We start from the raw sequence: 15319 nt of genomic DNA, 5'->3' as shown, positions 1-15319 counted from the left end.
GCTACTCCCGATCTCACGGACGGCGGGCCCGAAGATGTCCCAATCTGGCGAGCGACCGAGGAAGGGGCGTGACATGACTGCCATGCCGTACGAACCGCTCACGCAGGCGGATGTCCTGCTGGAGGGCTTCCTGGCGCTGGATACGCCGGAGGGCTTCCGGGCCGAGCTGATCGAGGGGGAAATTGTCGTGACGCCGCCGCCGGACGGGGACCACGAGGACTACATCAGTCTGATTCTGAAGCAGGTGATCAGGCGGTCCCGGACAGACATGGATTTCTCCGGGAACAAAGGACTGAAGCTGGCAAGCGGCGGACGCTGTCCCAAGAACCACGTCATTCCCGACGGCACCTTCGCGCCCACAGAACTGCGCCTGTACCGGGGAGCCGACCCCTGGATGCCGTGCGAGGGGGTGGCCCTCGTCGTCGAGGTCACCTCGACCAAGCCCCGGGCGGACCGCACGGACAAGCGGCACTGCTATGCCCGCGGCCCCATCCCGCTCTACCTCCTGGTGGACCGGGAGCAGTCCTCGCTGACGCTGTTCAGCGACCCGGAGGGCGACGACTACCGCCAGCACTGCACGGTCCCGTTCGGCAAGCGGCTCGCCCTCCCGGAGCCGTTCGCCTTCGACCTGGAGACCGAGGAACTCATCTGAACCCGGCCCGAACCCGGCCCGAACCTGCCCCACCCCCATCCCGTCCGGCCGCCCCCGCCGGGCGGGTAGCATGGTCGGCACGGCAGACGAGCCGGGCGGACGGCCGCGTGGGGATCCTCGGATCTCCCCGAGGAACGTCCGGGCTCCACAGGGCAGGGTGATGGCTAACGGCCACCCGGGGTGACCCGCGGGACAGTGCCACAGAAAACAGACCGCCGAGGATTTCGGTCCTCGGTAAGGGTGAAACGGTGGTGTAAGAGACCACCAGCGCCCGGGGCGACCCGGGCGGCTAGGTAAACCCCACCCGGAGCAAGGTCAAGAGGGGTCGTCGCGAGACGGCCCTGCGCGAATGATCGAGGGCGGCCCGCCCGAGTTCGCGGGTAGACCGCACGAGGCCGGCAGCAATGCCGGTCCTAGATGGATGGCCGTCTCCCCGGCCGCCGCGAGGCGACCGGGTGACAGAACCCGGCGTACAGCCCGACTCGTCTGCCGGTGGGCCGAGGCCCACCGCACCGGCCGCGGCCGGTACCTCCCCGTGTCGCCGGTGCCTCCCTGTGTCGTCAGTACTTCCCCGTGCCGCCGGTGCGTCGCGTGGTCCCGACCGGCGACCACACGCGTGGCGGTTCCCATTACGATTCCAGTGCTTGAATGAACCATCGTTCTCGGTCGGCAAGGAGAAACGCTGTGCCCCTGGTGTCTGTCGTGATGCCCGTGTACAACTCGGCAGCGACCCTCGGTGCGGCGGTCCGGTCGGTGCTCTCGCAGACCCACAGCGACCTGGAGCTGCTGGTCACCGACGACAAGTCCTCCGACGACTCCATGGATCTGCTGATGGAGTTCGCCCGGCAGGACGAGCGCGTCCTGCCGAGATCGGCGCCGGAACAGGGCGGTGCCGGCCGGGCGCGCAACCTCGCCATCGAGCGGGCCCGGGGGGATTACGTCGCCTTTCTCGACAGCGACGACATGTGGCTCCCGGAGAAGACCGAGCGGCAACTCGCCTTCGCCGCGGCGGGCAGTGCGCCTCTGACGTTCACCTCGTACTTCAAGATGGACGCCGATCACGAGGGCGAGAGTGTCGACTTCGTCCCGAACGGGCGCGTGATCCGCGCGCGGGAACACGTGGACTACCGCGCGATGCTGGTCCGGGACTACATCGGTGCCCTGACCGCCATGTACGACCGCACCGTCCTCGGCACACGGCTGATGCCGGAGATGCGGAAGCGACAGGACTACGCCCTGTGGCTGTCGATCATGCGCGACGGGGCCGACGCCCGGGGCCTGGCCGAGCCGCTCGCGGTGTACCGGGCCCACCAGGCGGGATCGCTGTCCTCCAACAAGCTGTCGCTGGTCCGGTACAACTGGGAGCTGTACCGCGAGCACGAGAAGCTGTCCGTCCCGCGGTCCACGCGGGCGCTGGCCGGCGCCGCGTGGCAGTCGCTGCGCAACTCGCGGATCTAGGTGTACTGACCCGTGCGGCGGTTCGTCCGCCCCCTCCGCACGGGGCAAGGCTGGCCTACGGGCGTTCGACCACGCCCGCCTCGTGGGCGGCGATGGCCGCCTCCACCCGGTTGCGTACCCCGAGCTTGCCGAGGATCGCGCTCACGTGGGCCTTGACGGTGCCCTCCACCAGGAACAGTTCCGCCCCGATCTCGGCGTTGGACAGTCCCGCTCCGAGGGGAGGGACACTCGGGGACAGGTCACCCCCGACCAACTCCGACTACCCGGCAACCGGCACCGCACGCTGCTGCCTCTGCGACGTCACCGAGGCCAGGGTGGTGCCCTGCGCGCCAGACCGCTGATCACCACGGAGCCTCGGGTAGCGCCACCCTCCGTTACCACCGAAAGTGAGACAGGGCCGTTCATTTGACAGACCCGTCCGTTCAGACGGGTTTTCTCAGGAAGCGGCTTCGCGGCGCCGCCGATCGGCAAGCCCGGGGAATGCGTTGCGGCGTGCGAGCGCGGAGATCAGGATCGCCGGGACGGCGATGACCAGGGTCGCCCAGGTAAGCGCTTCGGGGCCTGCTCCCGCGAGGAGGATTCCGCCGATCACGCCACCGCCGGCGATCGCGACGTTCCAGGCCGTGACGAAGAGCGACTGCACCGTGTCGACCGCCGGCCCCGCGGCCTCGGCGGCTGCCGTCTGGAGCAGGGTCGCCACCCCGCCGAACGCGAGGCCCCACAGCGCCGCCCCGATGAATACGAGAGCGGGGAACTGCGCGAAGAGTCCCAGCACGACCGCGGCAAGGGCGAACAGGCAAGAGCTCGCGATCACCAGCGTGCGGAGGTGGCGGTCGATCAGCGTACCGACGAGCCAGAGGCCGAGGATGGAGGCCCCGCCGAACGCCAGGAGCACGGCGTCGACTCGTTCCTCGAGGCCGACTGATCCGAGGAACGGGGCGATGTAGTTGTAGAGCACGCTGTGTGCGAGCACGTAGGCGGCGACCACACCGAGCACCGGCAGCACGCCGGGCATCCCCAATGCACCCACGAGCGGCTGCCGCTCGCCTCGCCTCTGGCCGGGAAACTGCGGTACCGAGAACAGAATCCAAAGGGCGAGAAGCACCGTGAGGATGCTGATGGCGACGAACGAGACCCTCCAGCCGAGCGTCTGCGCGAAGAACGCGCCGGCGGGAACCCCAATCGCCAGCGCAACAGGCGTTCCCGCGGATGCGATCGCCAGCGCGCGGCCCCGCTGGTGGGGTTCGACCATGCGCCGCGCGTAGCCGGCGAGCAGCGCCCAGATCAACGCGGAAGCGGTGCCGGCGACGAACCGCGACACGAGTGTGAGCGCGAAGCTCGTGGAGAGCGCTGTGATTGTGTTCGCCACGATGAAACCGCATACCGCGGTCAGCAGGAGCCTGCGGCGAGGCCACTCCGCCGTCATCTTCACCAAGGGAACGGCTGCGAGAACCGAGGCGACCGCGTATACGGTGACGGTCTGCCCGGCTGCCGAGACGGAGACATCCAGATCCCGGGCCATCGCCGGAAGCACGCCGGCGGGCAGGGTCTCGGTCAGCAGGGTGATGAACGCGGCCATCGCAAGAGCGAGCAGCCCCCACAGCGGAAACCGCCGCGCATTCGGTGCGGCGGGGGTTCGGACAAGGTCGTGTATCTCTTCGACATGTGTCATAGGCTCCATGCTGAACCTTGACATCAATGTGAGGGTCAAATCGGTTCTGAGCTGAGGAGGGCAGATGAGGATCGGCGAGATAGCTGCGCGCACGGACACCCCCGTTCGCCTGCTCCGCTACTACGAGGAACAGGGATTGATCGAGCCGGAGCGCCTGCCCAACGGGTACCGCGACTATGACGAGCATCTGGTCGACCGAGTGCAGCAGATACGCGGCCTGCTGGATGTCGGCATCCCCACCAGGCTGATCCGGAGCATCCTGCCGTGCCTGAACGAGCCGCAGAGCATCCACATGCCCTACATCACCCCGGACATGGTGGAAACGCTCGAACGCGAGCGGGACAAGATGACCGACAAGATTCGGTGCCTCACCCGGAACAGAGACGCGATCAACGGGTACCTCGCGGCGACCGACCGCCGCGCCGATGAATCGCCATGACCCGCGAAGACAATGTTCGCGAGTGCTCAATGCCTCGCAGGCGATGGCCTAACAAGGCCACCATGCTCGACGGCCGCGTCCTGCGCTCCCGCAGCATCGATGGCCTCGACCAGGAGGTCTACGCCCTGCTCACCGCCTACCAGGCTCTGATCCGCGCCGGCGACGACGCCCTGACCGGACGGCCGGAAGTACCCATGGAACGGATCAGTTTCACCGTCCTGCTGACCACCGCAACCGACACCGTCACCGCCGGCCATGGAATCTTCCCCGGCACCCTCATAGACCTGGTCGGCTCGATCGGCCACGCCACCCCGGGCAACCTCCTGCCCGCCCACCGACGGCAACGAGCAAAGGCCCGTACTCGCAAGAACCCCACCAGCAAGTACGGGCCGAACGCCGGACAACACCCCCAGAAGTCCCAGAACTACACCGTCCACGCCGCCATTGCATTCTTCGAGCACGGCCTCAGCAACCGTTCACGGCGCTAACGCAACGGTGTTGAGTTCATAGGATGCTCAACCGGAGCGAGTCCAGAAAGATACTGGGCTACTTCTTATAGGCGAATTCCGGCAGTCGGCGCCCGCCAAAACGAAGGCGTGAGACCGCGTCCCAGGAGGTTGAGAATCCCGGGCGACTCAAAGAATCTGGGTGAGTGGAGCATCGGGTCCATCAGTGATGAATTGAGAGCCGCCCGCCGCATGTTGCTCTGCATCGGGAACATGCTCGGTGCCGGGACCACGAACAGGCCCACCGATTTCATGGAAGCGGCCTACATCACGCCGGTGAACAAGGCAGAGTCGACCTGGCAGAAGCTGCTCGTCCGAACAGTTGGGTGGCTGTCCCAGCCTCTGCACGGCCACCACCCGTGCCACCACGCCGAGGAGGCACAAGACGTGAACACAAGGACTTGACAGGGAACCCCGCACCGGCCAGCACTACCCACAGTGCCGCGTCGAACGACCACGCCCTCCCGGACGCCGGCGACGGTCCCGTCGCCCCGGGCCGCGCATCCGTGTCCGTGCCCGCTTCCGCCTTCGCGCTCCCGCCACGCCTCACCACGTGGTCGACCCTACCGACCCGGCCGGGCTCAGCAGGGGGTCGCGGTGTGCGTGTGCTCGGGCGCCGGGCACCGGCCGGCGAACTGTTCGTGGTGCCGCGCCGCGAGCCCTTCGGCGCCATGGGCGTCCCGGTCCGCGAGGAACTCGCGGAACAGGGACGGAAGGACCTCGAAGACCCCCTGGTCGTCGCCGTGGTGGTGCAGCAGGATCCGGCTCCAGGACCACGCGGGGTCGAAGACGTCGTAGCGCATCTCGACCCACCTTCCCCAGCGCCCGTGCGGAGAATGCCCGAGGGGCCCGGATCCGGGTTCGGAATGGGACACACCGATGTAGTAGCCGGTCAGGAAGGCGGCGACGGAGGAGACCGTCCGTTCGCCGGTGAACATGGCGGGTCGACGGCACAGATCGTCGAGCAGGTCCAGGAATCGTGCGTCGTCCATCCGCCGATGGTATGTGACGCGGGACAGCCCTTAGCCGGGCGTGCGGCGCCGTTGGCCCATCGTCCGGGACGCCGCCACGACCAGCAGCAGCGTGGCCGTTCCGACGACCGTCCCGAGTACGGGGAACGTGATCACGGGGGCCGTTCCCGTCGGGGCGACCAGGCCGTGCGGGTCGGCGTACACATGGATGCGGTCACCGACGCGGGTGTACGCGGTGCAGACCTTCGTGCCCGTGACGGATGTCCTGCGGCCGTCCGGGAGCCGGAGCCCGCACGTGTGATCGTCGCCTCCGGTGATCGGCTTCCGGAAGCTGGTGACCTCGGTGACCGTCACGGGCGTCCGTTCGCCGCGCAGGCTCAGCACGGAGTCGCGGAAGCCGACCAGCACCGAGACCAGCAGCACTATCAGGCAGGGCAGTATCACCAGCATCTGCTTCTCCGTCGGTACGAGGATCAGCGGCAGATCGAGTATGACGACGACCGATGCCACGATCAGCAGCAGCTTCGCGAGCTCCCAGTCGTCCCCCAGGACGACGCCCACCAGCCCGCACCCCACCAGCATCAGCGCCGCTCCGAGGCCCAACAGCGCCCCCGCCAGGCGCGGTCGGCGCGGTGTCCACTCCTGCATCGACCGGAACACGCGCGCCACGGCGTCCCCGGCGCGTTCCCAGGCTGCCCCGGCGCGTTCCCAGGCATCCCTCATGCCGCCCACGTCCCCGCCCCTCCCATATGCCTGCCGGAGAGGCGGCCCCCCCCTGCCGGCACTTGCTCTCAGCCGTTCCCGTCGCCCCGTTGTTCGAACCTTCGTACCAGGGGCCGGTCGTTCCGAGCGTCCTCCTCGCCGTCCGGGTTCTCGTCCGGGTTCTCGTAACTCGTGAACCAGTGCCGGTCGAAGTGGCGCGCGGTGGAACGGGGAAACCGCGGGTCGGTGAGCAGACGGTGGACGAACTCCGCCGTCGAGCCGTCGAACCGGTCCCACTCGCCGTAGTCGTCACCCGTGACGAGGATGGGCCACCGGTCGGGGTCGGTGCCCTCGGTGAGCCAGTAGAACGAGCTCTGCTGCTCCGTGCTCGCCCACTGCAACAGGCCCCCGGGAGCCGGGTGCAGGCGGTACGGCTCCCACGGCCCGCCGCCGTTCTCCGCGGCCGCCCGGTTCCAGAACTCGTTGAACTCGACGAGGTCGAGGCTGCCGGGCGGGCCGTCGGCGATCAGGAGACCGAGGTAGTCGTCGAAGTCGCCGTGACCGAACCGTTCGACGAGCTCCTTGTAGTCACCCGGCAGCGCCGTCCCGAGCCGGGACTCGACCGCCGCCCAGTCGACGGCGGCGCCCCGCTCCCGGGTCCATCCGGTGACGGCGACGACCCGGTCCACCCAGGTCGTCCCCTCCGCCGGCCCGTTCGACCACTTTCCTTCGTCCTTTCCCGTGCCCGGTATGGTCCGTTCGTCCGGACGCCGGGACACCGCCCCCGCGTCCGGCCGCCGCCGTACGGACCACCCGGCCACCAGCACCACCGGCCGCACCGCCCCGTCGGTCCGGACCGCACCGCAGCCGATCCACCGGCCGGCGTGGTTCCACGCGCGCATCTCCACGACCCGGTCCCCGAACGGGGCGAGGAGCGGCGCCCCGGTGCGCGCGGTCACCGTCGGATCGACGTACCCGCCCATGGCCAGGTTGCGGGCCTGCCCGTACCGGCTGCTCAGCACCCTGCCCAGGGCCCTGAAGTCGACCGACTCGTCCGTCGGCAGGCGGACGGGGTCCGCACCGTCGCCGACCGGGCCGCACACCGCGTCCCGCCCGTCATGGGTCACCAGGGCGTCGACGGCGGCGAGCAGTTCCTGTTCGTCCATGACCGGGAGTCAAGCACGGGCCTGTGACAGCCGGACCGGCCCCGGACCCGCGCCGATGTTCCGGTCACGGCTCCGGGACCTCCCCGTTCAGGAGCCCCAGGACTTCCGCGAGCGGAACCTCCCCGACCGTTCGTGGCCCGTTCGCGGGCGGGATCGGCTGCTCGGCCCAGATCGTCTTGCCGTGCCGGGTGTAGCGGCTGCCCCAGCGCGTGGTGAGCTGCGCGACCAGGTACAGGCCGCGGCCCCCCTCGTCGGTGACCCGGGCCCGGCGCATGCGGGGCTGGGTGGCGCTGGGGTCGGAGACCTCGCAGGTCAGCTGGCCCGCCCGGATCAGCCGCACCTCGACCGGGCCGCCGGTGTAGCGGATGGCGTTGGTGACCAGCTCGCTCAGCACCAGTTCGGTGGTGAAGACCAGCTCCTCCAGTCCCCAGGCGCGCAGTTGCCGGGCCGCCTCCTGCCGGACCCGGGCGACGGCGGCCGGGTCCGGGTCCACCGGCCAGACGGCCGTGTTCCCGGGCGGCACCGCGTGGGTGCGGGCGAGCAGCAGCGTGACGTCGTCGGCGAGGTGGTGCACGGGCCGGCCGGAGATGATCTCCTGGCCGAGTTCCCGCAGCGGTGCGGTGGTGGCGCCGGGGCGGGCCAGGCAGCGGCGCAGTCCGGCCATGCCCTCGTCCAGGTCGCTGTCGCGTCCCTCGATCAGCCCGTCCGTGTAGAGCGCGAGGATGCTGCCGGCGGCCAGTTCGACCTCGGTCACCTCGAAGGGCAGGCCGTTGACGCCCAGCGGCGGCCCGGGGGTCAGCTCCACGTACGAGACGGTCCCGTCCGGAGCCACGACGGCGGGCGGGGGGTGCCCGGCCGAGACCATCGCGCAGCGCCGGGAGACCGGGTCGTAGACGGCGTACAGGCAGGTGGCGCCGATCGGGTCGGTCCAGCCGCCGGGCGGCGCCCCGTCGTCGTCCGGTCGGGTGAGGTCGTGGGGTTCGTCGCGGAGCTGGGAGACCAGGTCGTCCAGGTGCACCATCAACTCGTCCGGTTCCAGTTCGAGGTCGGCGAGGGTGCGGACGGCGGTGCGCAGCCGTCCCATGGTGGCGGTGGCCCCCAGCCCGTGACCGACGACGTCCCCGGCGACCAGGGCGACCCGGGCGGAGGAGAGCGGGATCACGTCGAACCAGTCGCCGCCGACACCGGTGGTGGGATCGGCCGGCAGGTAGAAACCGGTCGTGGTCACGGCGACCGTCTCGGCCTGCGCGGGCGGCAGCAGACTGCGCTGCAGCCCGACGGCCGACCGGTGCTCCCGGGTGTAGCGGCGGGCGTTGTCCAGGGCGAGGGCGGCGCGTGCGGAGATCTCGCACAACAGGTCCAGGTCGGCCGGTTCGTAGTCGGGGCGGCCGGGCGCGCGCCGGACGGTCACCCGGCCGAGGAAGCTGCCCCGGGCCCGCAACGGGGCGGTCATCGACGCAGGGGAGCTGGTGACGGAGGGGGCGGTGTGGGGCGGGACCCCGGCGTCGACGGAGACCACGGTGCCGACCGGGCCTCCGGCCTCGACCGGGCCTCCGGCCTCGACCGGGCTCCTGGTGTCGGTCGGGCCCCCGGCCTCGGCCGGCGCCTCCGTGGCGGGTTCCCCGGCCACGGCGGTCCGGCGCAGCAACAGCCGCCCGTCCTTGCCCGGGACCGGCTCCTCGCCCGTGAACACCGCCTCCGCGATCTCCACCACCGCGAGGTCGGCCAGGCCGGGCACCAGTACGGCGGCCAGCTCCTCGCCGGTGCCCGTGACGGACAGCGATCCGCCGACGGCCGCGGTGGCGTGGTGCAGGATCGCCAGGCGCTCGTCGGAACGGCGCTGCTCGGTGACGTCCGTGAACAGCGCGGTGACGCCGAAGACCTGCCCGTCCGGTGCCTGGAGCCGGAACGCCGAGATGGCCAACACCGCCCCGCTGCCGGGATCCTCGATGGTCCGTACCCGCTCCTCCGCCAGGATCAGCGGCAGGCCCGTCCGCAGGACCTCCCGCAGCCGCCGCTCGACCGCCGCGGCGTCGTCGGGCTCCAGGAAGTCGCCCAGGCGCAGGCCGCGCAGGTCCGGCGGGAGACCGGTGTACGGGAGCAGATGGGTGTTGGTCCTGGCCAGCCGCAGCTGCTCGTCGAACACGGCGAGACCCAGCCGGTCCTGGAGGAAGAGCTCCCGGGTGAACGCCCGGTCCTGCCGCCACCGGGAGACCATCCCGGCGGGGGCCGCGAGCACGAAGTACCGCGCCGGTTCCACAAAAGCCCCGGGAACAGAGTCTGCGCCGGGGCCGGGGCCGGGGCCGGTGCTGGTCTCGGTACCGGTGGGGGTATCGGTGTCCTCGCCCGCGAGGGGAAGGACCTGGAAGACGATGCTCAGCTTCTCGCCCCGGCCGGTACGCAGCACCGCCTCGCCGGACCGGACGGTCCCGGACCGGACGCCCTCCGGCCGGTCGACCCACAGCCCGGTCCGGGCTGTGGGGTCCGCGAGCAGTTCCCGTACCGGGCGGCCGCGGACCGCGTCGGCGGGGAGCGCGAGCAGCTCCGCCGCCGCCGGGGTCCAGCCGATGATCCGTCCCTCGGCGTCGAGCAGGGCCCCGGCGGCGCCGTCCGCGAACGGGAGCCCGCTGTGTACGGCCGCGCCTGGGAGGGTCTTTCCGTCCACCACGTACTCAGCTCCCTTTCCCGGCGCTGCCCATGATTCCGCGCCGGGCGCCGCTCTCCGTGCCGCGCGCCCCGGTCGTCGAACGCCCGCGTCCTTCCCGGAAGGCCCGCCCGGCCGCGGCCGCGTCCGCATCCGTGGCCATGGCCCTCTCCATCATGCCCCCGCCCGTTCCGGCCGACCGTCCCGAAAGCCGCCGATCGGCCCCCTCACCGGCCCCGGGGGAGTGGTGGAGCCCGCCGGGCGGCCGGACCGGCGGGGCCGGCCCGTCCGGAGGCATTGATTCCGCCGAGTGGACCGGGCGAGGCGCCGTCAGAACCCGCGCCCCCGCGTCGAACCCCATGGGCCTCTCCTGCCAAGCTGAGTGGCCGTAGGAGGATTCATGCCCGCCAGGTGATGGATCAGCGAGGCAATCGGGCGAGTTCCGGGACACCTGCGGGGAACGGTCTTGTCCAACGGTTCCGGCGGTCGCGGTGGTCCCGGCGGTTCCAGTCGTCTCACTCGTTCCACTCGTCTCACTCGTTCCAGCTCTTCCAGCTCTTCCAGCTCTTCCAGTCGTTCCAGCTGTTCCTCGGGAAGGTTCTGCATGTCCGATCGCACCGTTGGAAGCCGTGGCTCGCTGATGGCGGTGAGCGACCTGCACGTGGGGATGGCCGACAACCGCCCCCTCGTCGAGTCCCTGCGACCGGAATCGGACGAGGACTGGCTGATCGTCGCCGGTGACGTCGCCGAGCGGGTCGCCGATGTGGAGTGGGCGCTGCGGCTGCTCGCGGACCGGTACGCGCGGGTCATCTGGACGCCGGGGAACCACGAGCTGTGGACGCCCGCGAACGACCCCGTCCAACTGCGGGGCCGACGACGCTACGAGCACCTGGTCGAGCTGTGCCGGAGCCTCGGGGTGACCACGCCGGAGGACCCGTACCCGCTGTGGCGGGGGCCGGGCGGGCCGGTGGCCGTCGCGCCCGTGTTCCTGCTGTACGACTACAGCTTCCGGGCGCCGGGCACCACGACCAAGGAGGAGTCCCTGGAGTACGCGCACCGGACGGGGGTGGTGTGCACCGACGAGTTCCTGCTGCACCCCGACCCGTACCCGAGCCGGGACGCCTGGTGCCGGGCCCGGGTCGCGGGGACGGAGCGGCGGCTCGCGGCGCACGACCCGCAGATCCCGCTGGTCATCGCAGGGCACTGGCCCCTCGTGCGCGACCCGATGGCCGTGCTGTGGTACCCCGAGTTCGCCCAGTGGTGCGGGACGGAACTCACCGCCGACTGGCACCGGCGCTTCAACGTGGCGGCGATGGTCTACGGCCATCTGCACATCCCCCGCACGACCCGGTACGACGGCGTCCGCTTCGAGGAGGTCTCCATCGGCTACCCGAGGGAATGGCGCAAACGAGGTCATCCCAAGGGGTTGCTGCGGCGGATCCTCCCGTACGAGGACGACCCCGGCACCGCGCCGGAAGCCGTCAGCGGTGCCCCAGGACGTTGACGACCCGGCCGTCCGGGTCGCGCACGAAGAAGCGGCGCACGCCCCACTCCTCGTCGCTCAAGGGGTACACGATCTCCGCGCCGCTCTCCTTCATGGCGGCGTGGACCGCGTCCACGTCCTCCACCTCCACGCTCATGTCCGGCGAGACCGGGGCGGTCGCGTCGGAGCCCATGACGCTCAGCTGCACCGAGGGTTCCGACGGCGAGGCGAGCGTCACGATCCAGCCGTGGTTCATGACCTCCTGGAGCCCCAGCCGGCCGTAGAACTCCGCGCTCCGTCGCATTCCCTCGGCGGTGGGGACGCCGGTGGTGCGGATGTTGGGGACGACTCTGCGGACGGACATCGACAACTCCTGTGGTGAGAACTGGTCATGGGGTCCGGGCCCGGGTCCGGGGCCCGAGACCCGGCCCGTGGGACAGACTTCGTACCACCCGCCGGCAGACATAGAGTGCCGGGCTGTGAGCAACGAGATACCCGATGGCCAGTTTCCTTCCCGCTCCGGCACGGCGGAGCACGCGCCCCTGAGCTTCCGGCGCGCGGGCGAGCCCGACCTGCCGGAGCTGGTCCGGCTGCGGGACGACGCGGCGCGGTGGCAGATCGCGCACGGCATCGACCAGTGGAAGCCGGGCGAGCTCGGTGTCCGGCACTTCCGGGAACGGTTGAGCGAGGGCGAGGTCTGGCTCGCCGCCCTCGGGGAGGACGGGCCCGTCGCCGGGGCGTGGGAGCTGTGGTGGGACGACCCGGCGGCCTGGGGTCCTCAGGCCCCGGACGCGGGTTACGTCCACCGGCTCATGACGGACCGCCGCGTCGCGCCCCCGGGCACCGGGCGACGGATGCTGGCACGGGCGGAGGCCCGGATCGCCGACGCGGGCCGCGCGCTCTGCCGGCTCGACTGCCTGGCCGACAACGCCCGGCTCCGGGAGTACTACGGGGCGGCGGGCTACGAGACCGTCCGCGAGCGCTCGAAGGACGGCGGCCTCGGCCACACCTACCGGGTCATCCTGCTGGAGAAACGGCTGGGAAAGCAGGTGGGGAAGCAGCCGGGGAAGCGGCCGGAGAAGCAGATCTGAGGGCGGGCCGGATTCTCCCGGCGGACGGTGCCGTTACCCTGCACGGCATGGTCAACTCCTGTGCGGATCCTGATGATTGCGAGGTCGCCGTAGCCGCGGCACGGGCCGGTGCGGACGTGGTGCGCGACCTGTACGGCCGACGGCTCGACCGCATCGACAAGGGCGCCGGGGACTTCGCCACCACCGCCGACGTGGCGGCCGAGCAGGCGATCCTCGACGTCATCCGCGCGGCCCGGCCCGAGGACGCGGTGCTCGGCGAGGAGGGCGGGCGGCGGGGCGCGGCCGACTCCGTGCGCCAGTGGCTGGTCGACCCCCTGTGCGGCACGCTCAACTACGCGGTCGGCACCATGCTGGTGGCCGTCAACGTGGCGCTGCGCGGCGGGGCGGCGGCGGTGGCCGACCCCTTCGGCGACGAGGTCTTCCTCACCGACGGGAAGACCGCCCGGATGCGACGGGACGGGGCCGAGGCACCCCTGGTGCCCACCTCCGACACCCGGCTGGTGGACGTCAACCTGGACCCGCCGTTCCCGGGCGCGCCCGGATTCCGGGCCACGGACCTGCTGGCCCACCCCGGGTTCGTCGAACGGTTCCGGCCCCGGGTGGTGTCCACGACGCTGGCCCTGGCCTGGGTCGCGGCCGGCCGCCGCGCCGCCTACGTCACCGACGGCGGCGACCTGTCCGGGAGCGTCCACTTCGCGGCCGGCATCGCCCTGTGCAGGGCCGCGGGCTGCGTGGTCACCGGCATCGACGGCGTCCCGGTCGAGCGGGGCGGCCGCGGGCTCGTGGCCGCCGCGGACGCCGATACCCACGAGCTGCTGATGTCGATGATCGACGGCCGGGGCGTGTGACGGCGGAGGCGGTGCCGGCCGGGGCCGCCTCCGGGCGGCGGGGGCGTCAGGCGTCGATCCGGGTTCCCGTTCCGCTCACCCGCACCCGGGGGTCGCCCGCGCGCAGTTCGACGGTGAGGGTGCCGGGACGGCCCATGTCCTCGCCCTGGTGGAGGGTGAGGACCGCGCTGTCCGGGGCGAGGCCCTCCGTGCGCAGATAGGCGCCGAAGGCCGCCGCCGCCGCGCCGGTGGCGGGGTCCTCGACCACGCCGCCGACCGGGAACGGGTCACGGACGTGGAAGACGTCCGGCGCCGCCCGCCACACCAGCTGAACCGTCGTCAGGTCCAGCCGGTGCATGAGGGTTTCGAGGCGCTCGAAGTCGTAGGAGAGGTCGGCGAGGCGTTCGCGGGTCGCGGCGGCCAGCACCAGGTGACGGGCGCCCGCGTAGGCGATCCGGGGCGGCAGGGCCGGGTCGAGGTCGGCGGCCGGCCAGTCCAGGGCGGCGAGCGCCTCGGCCAGGGCGTCGGGCGCGATCCGCGCCACGTGCGGTTCGACGCTGGTGAGCGTGGCGCGGAGCTCGCCGCCCTCCCGGGCGACGGTGACCGGGACCGGGCCCGCGAGCGTGCTGAACACCAGCTCGCCGGGGCCGTCGCGCTCGGCCAGCGCGAGCGCCGTGGCCACGGTGGCGTGACCGCAGAACGGGATCTCGGCCTTCGGGCTGAAGTAGCGGATGGTGTACCCGCGGCCGACGGGGGAGTCCGTGGCGGTCCGGGAGCCAGTGTCGACCGGGGAGCCCGCGCTGTCCGAGGGGTGCGCGGCCTCCGGCTCGTACCGCCCCGTCAGGAACGCGGACTCGCTGTAGCCCAGCTCCGCGGCGACGGCGAGCATCGCGGCCTCGTCGAGACCTGACGCGTCCAGGACGACTCCTGCCGGATTGCCGCCCCGGGGGTCGGCGGAGAACGCGGTGTAGCGCAGGACCTCGGTGGCCGAATTCTGAGTCATGCCGCTGGTCAACCCCGTCGCGGCCCGGGTCATTCCCCGACCGGTCCGGGATGGCCCCCCAATGGCCCCGAACAGCCCCGAATGGCCCCACCCGGCCCCGATCCGGGGACCGGACCGGACCGGACCGTGCCGGGTGGGGCCGGGCCGCGACGCGGGCCGGGGTCAGTGGCAGTTCTTGGTGCCCTTGCCCGACTTCGTCCAGGAGCAGGAGTCCTGGAGCTTGCCGTTCGGCTTGATCAGCCGGGCCTTGTCGCCGGTGTTGTTCCAGACGTACGAACCACGGTTCCAGTAGACGTGGCCCGAGGCGTTCTTGCCCCGGCCCGTGTGGACCTTGACGGTCTTGCCGGCGCCGATGGTGTAGTTGCCGAAGGTGTACGTGTAGCCGGTGTTGTCCTTGAGCTTGTAACCCTTGAGCTGGAGCTTGGACTTGCCGTTGTTGTGGATGTCCACCCACTCGGCGTTGAGGGACGTGTTGCTGCGGTTGTCCTTGCCGGGGCTGTCGTACTGGATCTTCCCGAGGTGCAGTCCGGCCTGGTGCGAGGCGGCCGACGCCGGGGCCGTGACGAACAGGGAGCCGGCCAGGGCGGTGGCGGCGGCCAGGGCGAGAGGTGCCGCGACGCGTATACGCATGCTGTGGTCCTTCCGTGAAGCTTGCGTGAAGAACTGTGAGCATAAGGGGCGACGCGTGCGGCCCGGTCGGGGGGT

16 protein-coding genes, 1 other RNA gene and 1 pseudogene are annotated in these 15319 nt (G+C 71.3%); 8 read left to right on the top strand and 10 right to left on the bottom strand.

The window, feature by feature from the left end:
* Window positions 1–82: 82 nt before the first annotated feature.
* The 3 genes from OCT49_RS08850 (at window position 83) to OCT49_RS08840 (ending at window position 2110) form a co-directional block, all read left to right on the top strand.
* Window positions 83–652 (top strand): Uma2 family endonuclease, encoded by a 570-nt coding sequence (locus OCT49_RS08850; RefSeq protein ID WP_283855720.1) that lies wholly within the window; start codon window positions 83–85, stop codon window positions 650–652.
* 87 nt (window positions 653–739) lie between these two features.
* Window positions 740–1141: RNase P RNA component class A (rnpB, locus tag OCT49_RS08845), an RNA gene on the top strand.
* A gap of 195 nt (window positions 1142–1336) precedes the next feature.
* Window positions 1337–2110, top strand: coding sequence for a glycosyltransferase family 2 protein (locus OCT49_RS08840; RefSeq protein ID WP_283851340.1), 774 nt, complete (start codon window positions 1337–1339; stop codon window positions 2108–2110).
* A 55-nt stretch (window positions 2111–2165) separates the two neighbouring features.
* On the opposite strand, the pseudogene OCT49_RS08835 reads toward OCT49_RS08840, so the two are convergent.
* Together OCT49_RS08835 and OCT49_RS08830 are read right to left on the bottom strand one after the other, a co-directional pair.
* Window positions 2166–2327: pseudogene (locus OCT49_RS08835) on the bottom strand (response regulator transcription factor); the annotation flags it as partial.
* A 219-nt stretch (window positions 2328–2546) separates the two neighbouring features.
* Entirely contained in the window at window positions 2547–3782 is a 1236-nt protein-coding gene (locus tag OCT49_RS08830) for an MFS transporter (protein WP_283851339.1), read from the bottom strand.
* 64 nt (window positions 3783–3846) lie between these two features.
* Between OCT49_RS08830 and OCT49_RS08825 the strand changes: the two genes are divergently transcribed.
* Both OCT49_RS08825 and OCT49_RS08820 read left to right on the top strand, forming a co-directional pair.
* Window positions 3847–4221 (top strand): MerR family transcriptional regulator, encoded by a 375-nt coding sequence (locus OCT49_RS08825; protein WP_283851338.1) that lies wholly within the window; start codon window positions 3847–3849, stop codon window positions 4219–4221.
* A gap of 62 nt (window positions 4222–4283) precedes the next feature.
* Window positions 4284–4709 (top strand): hypothetical protein, encoded by a 426-nt coding sequence (locus OCT49_RS08820; RefSeq protein ID WP_283851337.1) that lies wholly within the window; start codon window positions 4284–4286, stop codon window positions 4707–4709.
* 599 nt (window positions 4710–5308) lie between these two features.
* Here OCT49_RS08820 and OCT49_RS08815 read toward each other — a convergent pair.
* The 5 genes from OCT49_RS08815 to OCT49_RS08795 form a co-directional block, all read right to left on the bottom strand.
* A complete protein-coding gene (locus OCT49_RS08815) occupies window positions 5309–5719 on the bottom strand; it encodes a hypothetical protein (protein WP_283851336.1) in 411 nt (136 codons plus the stop codon).
* Between the two features lie 30 nt (window positions 5720–5749).
* A complete protein-coding gene (locus OCT49_RS08810) occupies window positions 5750–6421 on the bottom strand; it encodes a hypothetical protein (RefSeq protein ID WP_283851335.1) in 672 nt (223 codons plus the stop codon).
* Between the two features lie 68 nt (window positions 6422–6489).
* Window positions 6490–7566 carry an SMI1/KNR4 family protein gene (locus OCT49_RS08805; protein WP_283851334.1) on the bottom strand — a complete coding sequence of 359 codons (1077 nt, stop codon included), beginning with the start codon at window positions 7564–7566 and terminating at the stop codon, window positions 6490–6492.
* A gap of 64 nt (window positions 7567–7630) precedes the next feature.
* The gene (locus tag OCT49_RS08800; protein ID WP_283851333.1) at window positions 7631–10234 is read right to left on the bottom strand and encodes a SpoIIE family protein phosphatase; all 2604 of its coding nucleotides are present in this window, start codon (window positions 10232–10234) and stop codon (window positions 7631–7633) included.
* Between the two features lie 4 nt (window positions 10235–10238).
* Window positions 10239–10373 (bottom strand): hypothetical protein, encoded by a 135-nt coding sequence (locus OCT49_RS08795; RefSeq protein ID WP_283851332.1) that lies wholly within the window; start codon window positions 10371–10373, stop codon window positions 10239–10241.
* A 441-nt stretch (window positions 10374–10814) separates the two neighbouring features.
* Here OCT49_RS08795 and OCT49_RS08790 point away from each other — a divergent pair, with 441 nt between their 5' ends.
* A complete protein-coding gene (locus tag OCT49_RS08790) occupies window positions 10815–11714 on the top strand; it encodes a metallophosphoesterase family protein (RefSeq protein ID WP_283851331.1) in 900 nt (299 codons plus the stop codon).
* Here the strand turns inward: OCT49_RS08790 and OCT49_RS08785 are convergent.
* Window positions 11692–12057, bottom strand: a complete 366-nt coding sequence (locus tag OCT49_RS08785) for a VOC family protein (protein ID WP_283851330.1) — start codon at window positions 12055–12057, stop codon at window positions 11692–11694. The genes OCT49_RS08790 and OCT49_RS08785 overlap by 23 nt on opposite strands.
* 115 nt (window positions 12058–12172) lie before the next feature.
* Here OCT49_RS08785 and OCT49_RS08780 point away from each other — a divergent pair, with 115 nt between their 5' ends.
* Together OCT49_RS08780 and OCT49_RS08775 are read left to right on the top strand one after the other, a co-directional pair.
* Window positions 12173–12784: a GNAT family N-acetyltransferase gene (locus OCT49_RS08780; RefSeq protein ID WP_283851329.1), complete on the top strand. Its 612-nt coding sequence runs from the start codon at window positions 12173–12175 to the stop codon at window positions 12782–12784.
* Window positions 12785–12831: 47 nt separating this feature from the next.
* Entirely contained in the window at window positions 12832–13632 is an 801-nt protein-coding gene (locus OCT49_RS08775; RefSeq protein WP_283851328.1) for an inositol monophosphatase family protein, read from the top strand.
* A gap of 46 nt (window positions 13633–13678) precedes the next feature.
* Here the strand turns inward: OCT49_RS08775 and OCT49_RS08770 are convergent, their stop codons facing one another.
* Together OCT49_RS08770 and OCT49_RS08765 are read right to left on the bottom strand one after the other, a co-directional pair.
* Window positions 13679–14614 carry a PhzF family phenazine biosynthesis protein gene (locus OCT49_RS08770; RefSeq protein WP_283851327.1) on the bottom strand — a complete coding sequence of 312 codons (936 nt, stop codon included), beginning with the start codon at window positions 14612–14614 and terminating at the stop codon, window positions 13679–13681.
* Between the two features lie 162 nt (window positions 14615–14776).
* Window positions 14777–15244 carry a lamin tail domain-containing protein gene (locus OCT49_RS08765; RefSeq protein WP_283851326.1) on the bottom strand — a complete coding sequence of 156 codons (468 nt, stop codon included), beginning with the start codon at window positions 15242–15244 and terminating at the stop codon, window positions 14777–14779.
* Between the last annotated feature and the right edge of the window lie 75 nt (window positions 15245–15319).

The organism is Streptomyces sp. ML-6, assembly GCF_030116705.1.
In the GTDB taxonomy this organism is placed as follows: domain Bacteria; phylum Actinomycetota; class Actinomycetes; order Streptomycetales; family Streptomycetaceae; genus Streptomyces.
Note: the sequence above shows the minus strand (reverse complement) of the source record. Positions and strands in the feature narration are given on the sequence as shown.

Bases quoted from the DNA above. Each gene is read 5' to 3' on its own strand.
- OCT49_RS08850 (WP_283855720.1), top strand. From the start codon at position 83: ATGCCGTACGAACCGCTCACGCAGGCGGATGTCCTGCTGGAGGGCTTC.
- OCT49_RS08830 (WP_283851339.1), bottom strand. From the start codon at position 3,782: ATGACACATGTCGAAGAGATACACGACCTTGTCCGAACCCCCGCCGCA.
- OCT49_RS08825 (WP_283851338.1), top strand. From the start codon at position 3,847: ATGAGGATCGGCGAGATAGCTGCGCGCACGGACACCCCCGTTCGCCTG.
- OCT49_RS08820 (WP_283851337.1), top strand. From the start codon at position 4,284: ATGCTCGACGGCCGCGTCCTGCGCTCCCGCAGCATCGATGGCCTCGAC.
- OCT49_RS08815 (WP_283851336.1), bottom strand. From the start codon at position 5,719: ATGGACGACGCACGATTCCTGGACCTGCTCGACGATCTGTGCCGTCGA.
- OCT49_RS08810 (WP_283851335.1), bottom strand. From the start codon at position 6,421: ATGAGGGATGCCTGGGAACGCGCCGGGGCAGCCTGGGAACGCGCCGGG.
- OCT49_RS08805 (WP_283851334.1), bottom strand. From the start codon at position 7,566: ATGGACGAACAGGAACTGCTCGCCGCCGTCGACGCCCTGGTGACCCAT.
- OCT49_RS08795 (WP_283851332.1), bottom strand. From the start codon at position 10,373: ATGGCCACGGATGCGGACGCGGCCGCGGCCGGGCGGGCCTTCCGGGAA.
- OCT49_RS08790 (WP_283851331.1), top strand. From the start codon at position 10,815: ATGTCCGATCGCACCGTTGGAAGCCGTGGCTCGCTGATGGCGGTGAGC.
- OCT49_RS08785 (WP_283851330.1), bottom strand. From the start codon at position 12,057: ATGTCCGTCCGCAGAGTCGTCCCCAACATCCGCACCACCGGCGTCCCC.
- OCT49_RS08775 (WP_283851328.1), top strand. From the start codon at position 12,832: ATGGTCAACTCCTGTGCGGATCCTGATGATTGCGAGGTCGCCGTAGCC.
- OCT49_RS08770 (WP_283851327.1), bottom strand. From the start codon at position 14,614: ATGACTCAGAATTCGGCCACCGAGGTCCTGCGCTACACCGCGTTCTCC.
- OCT49_RS08765 (WP_283851326.1), bottom strand. From the start codon at position 15,244: ATGCGTATACGCGTCGCGGCACCTCTCGCCCTGGCCGCCGCCACCGCC.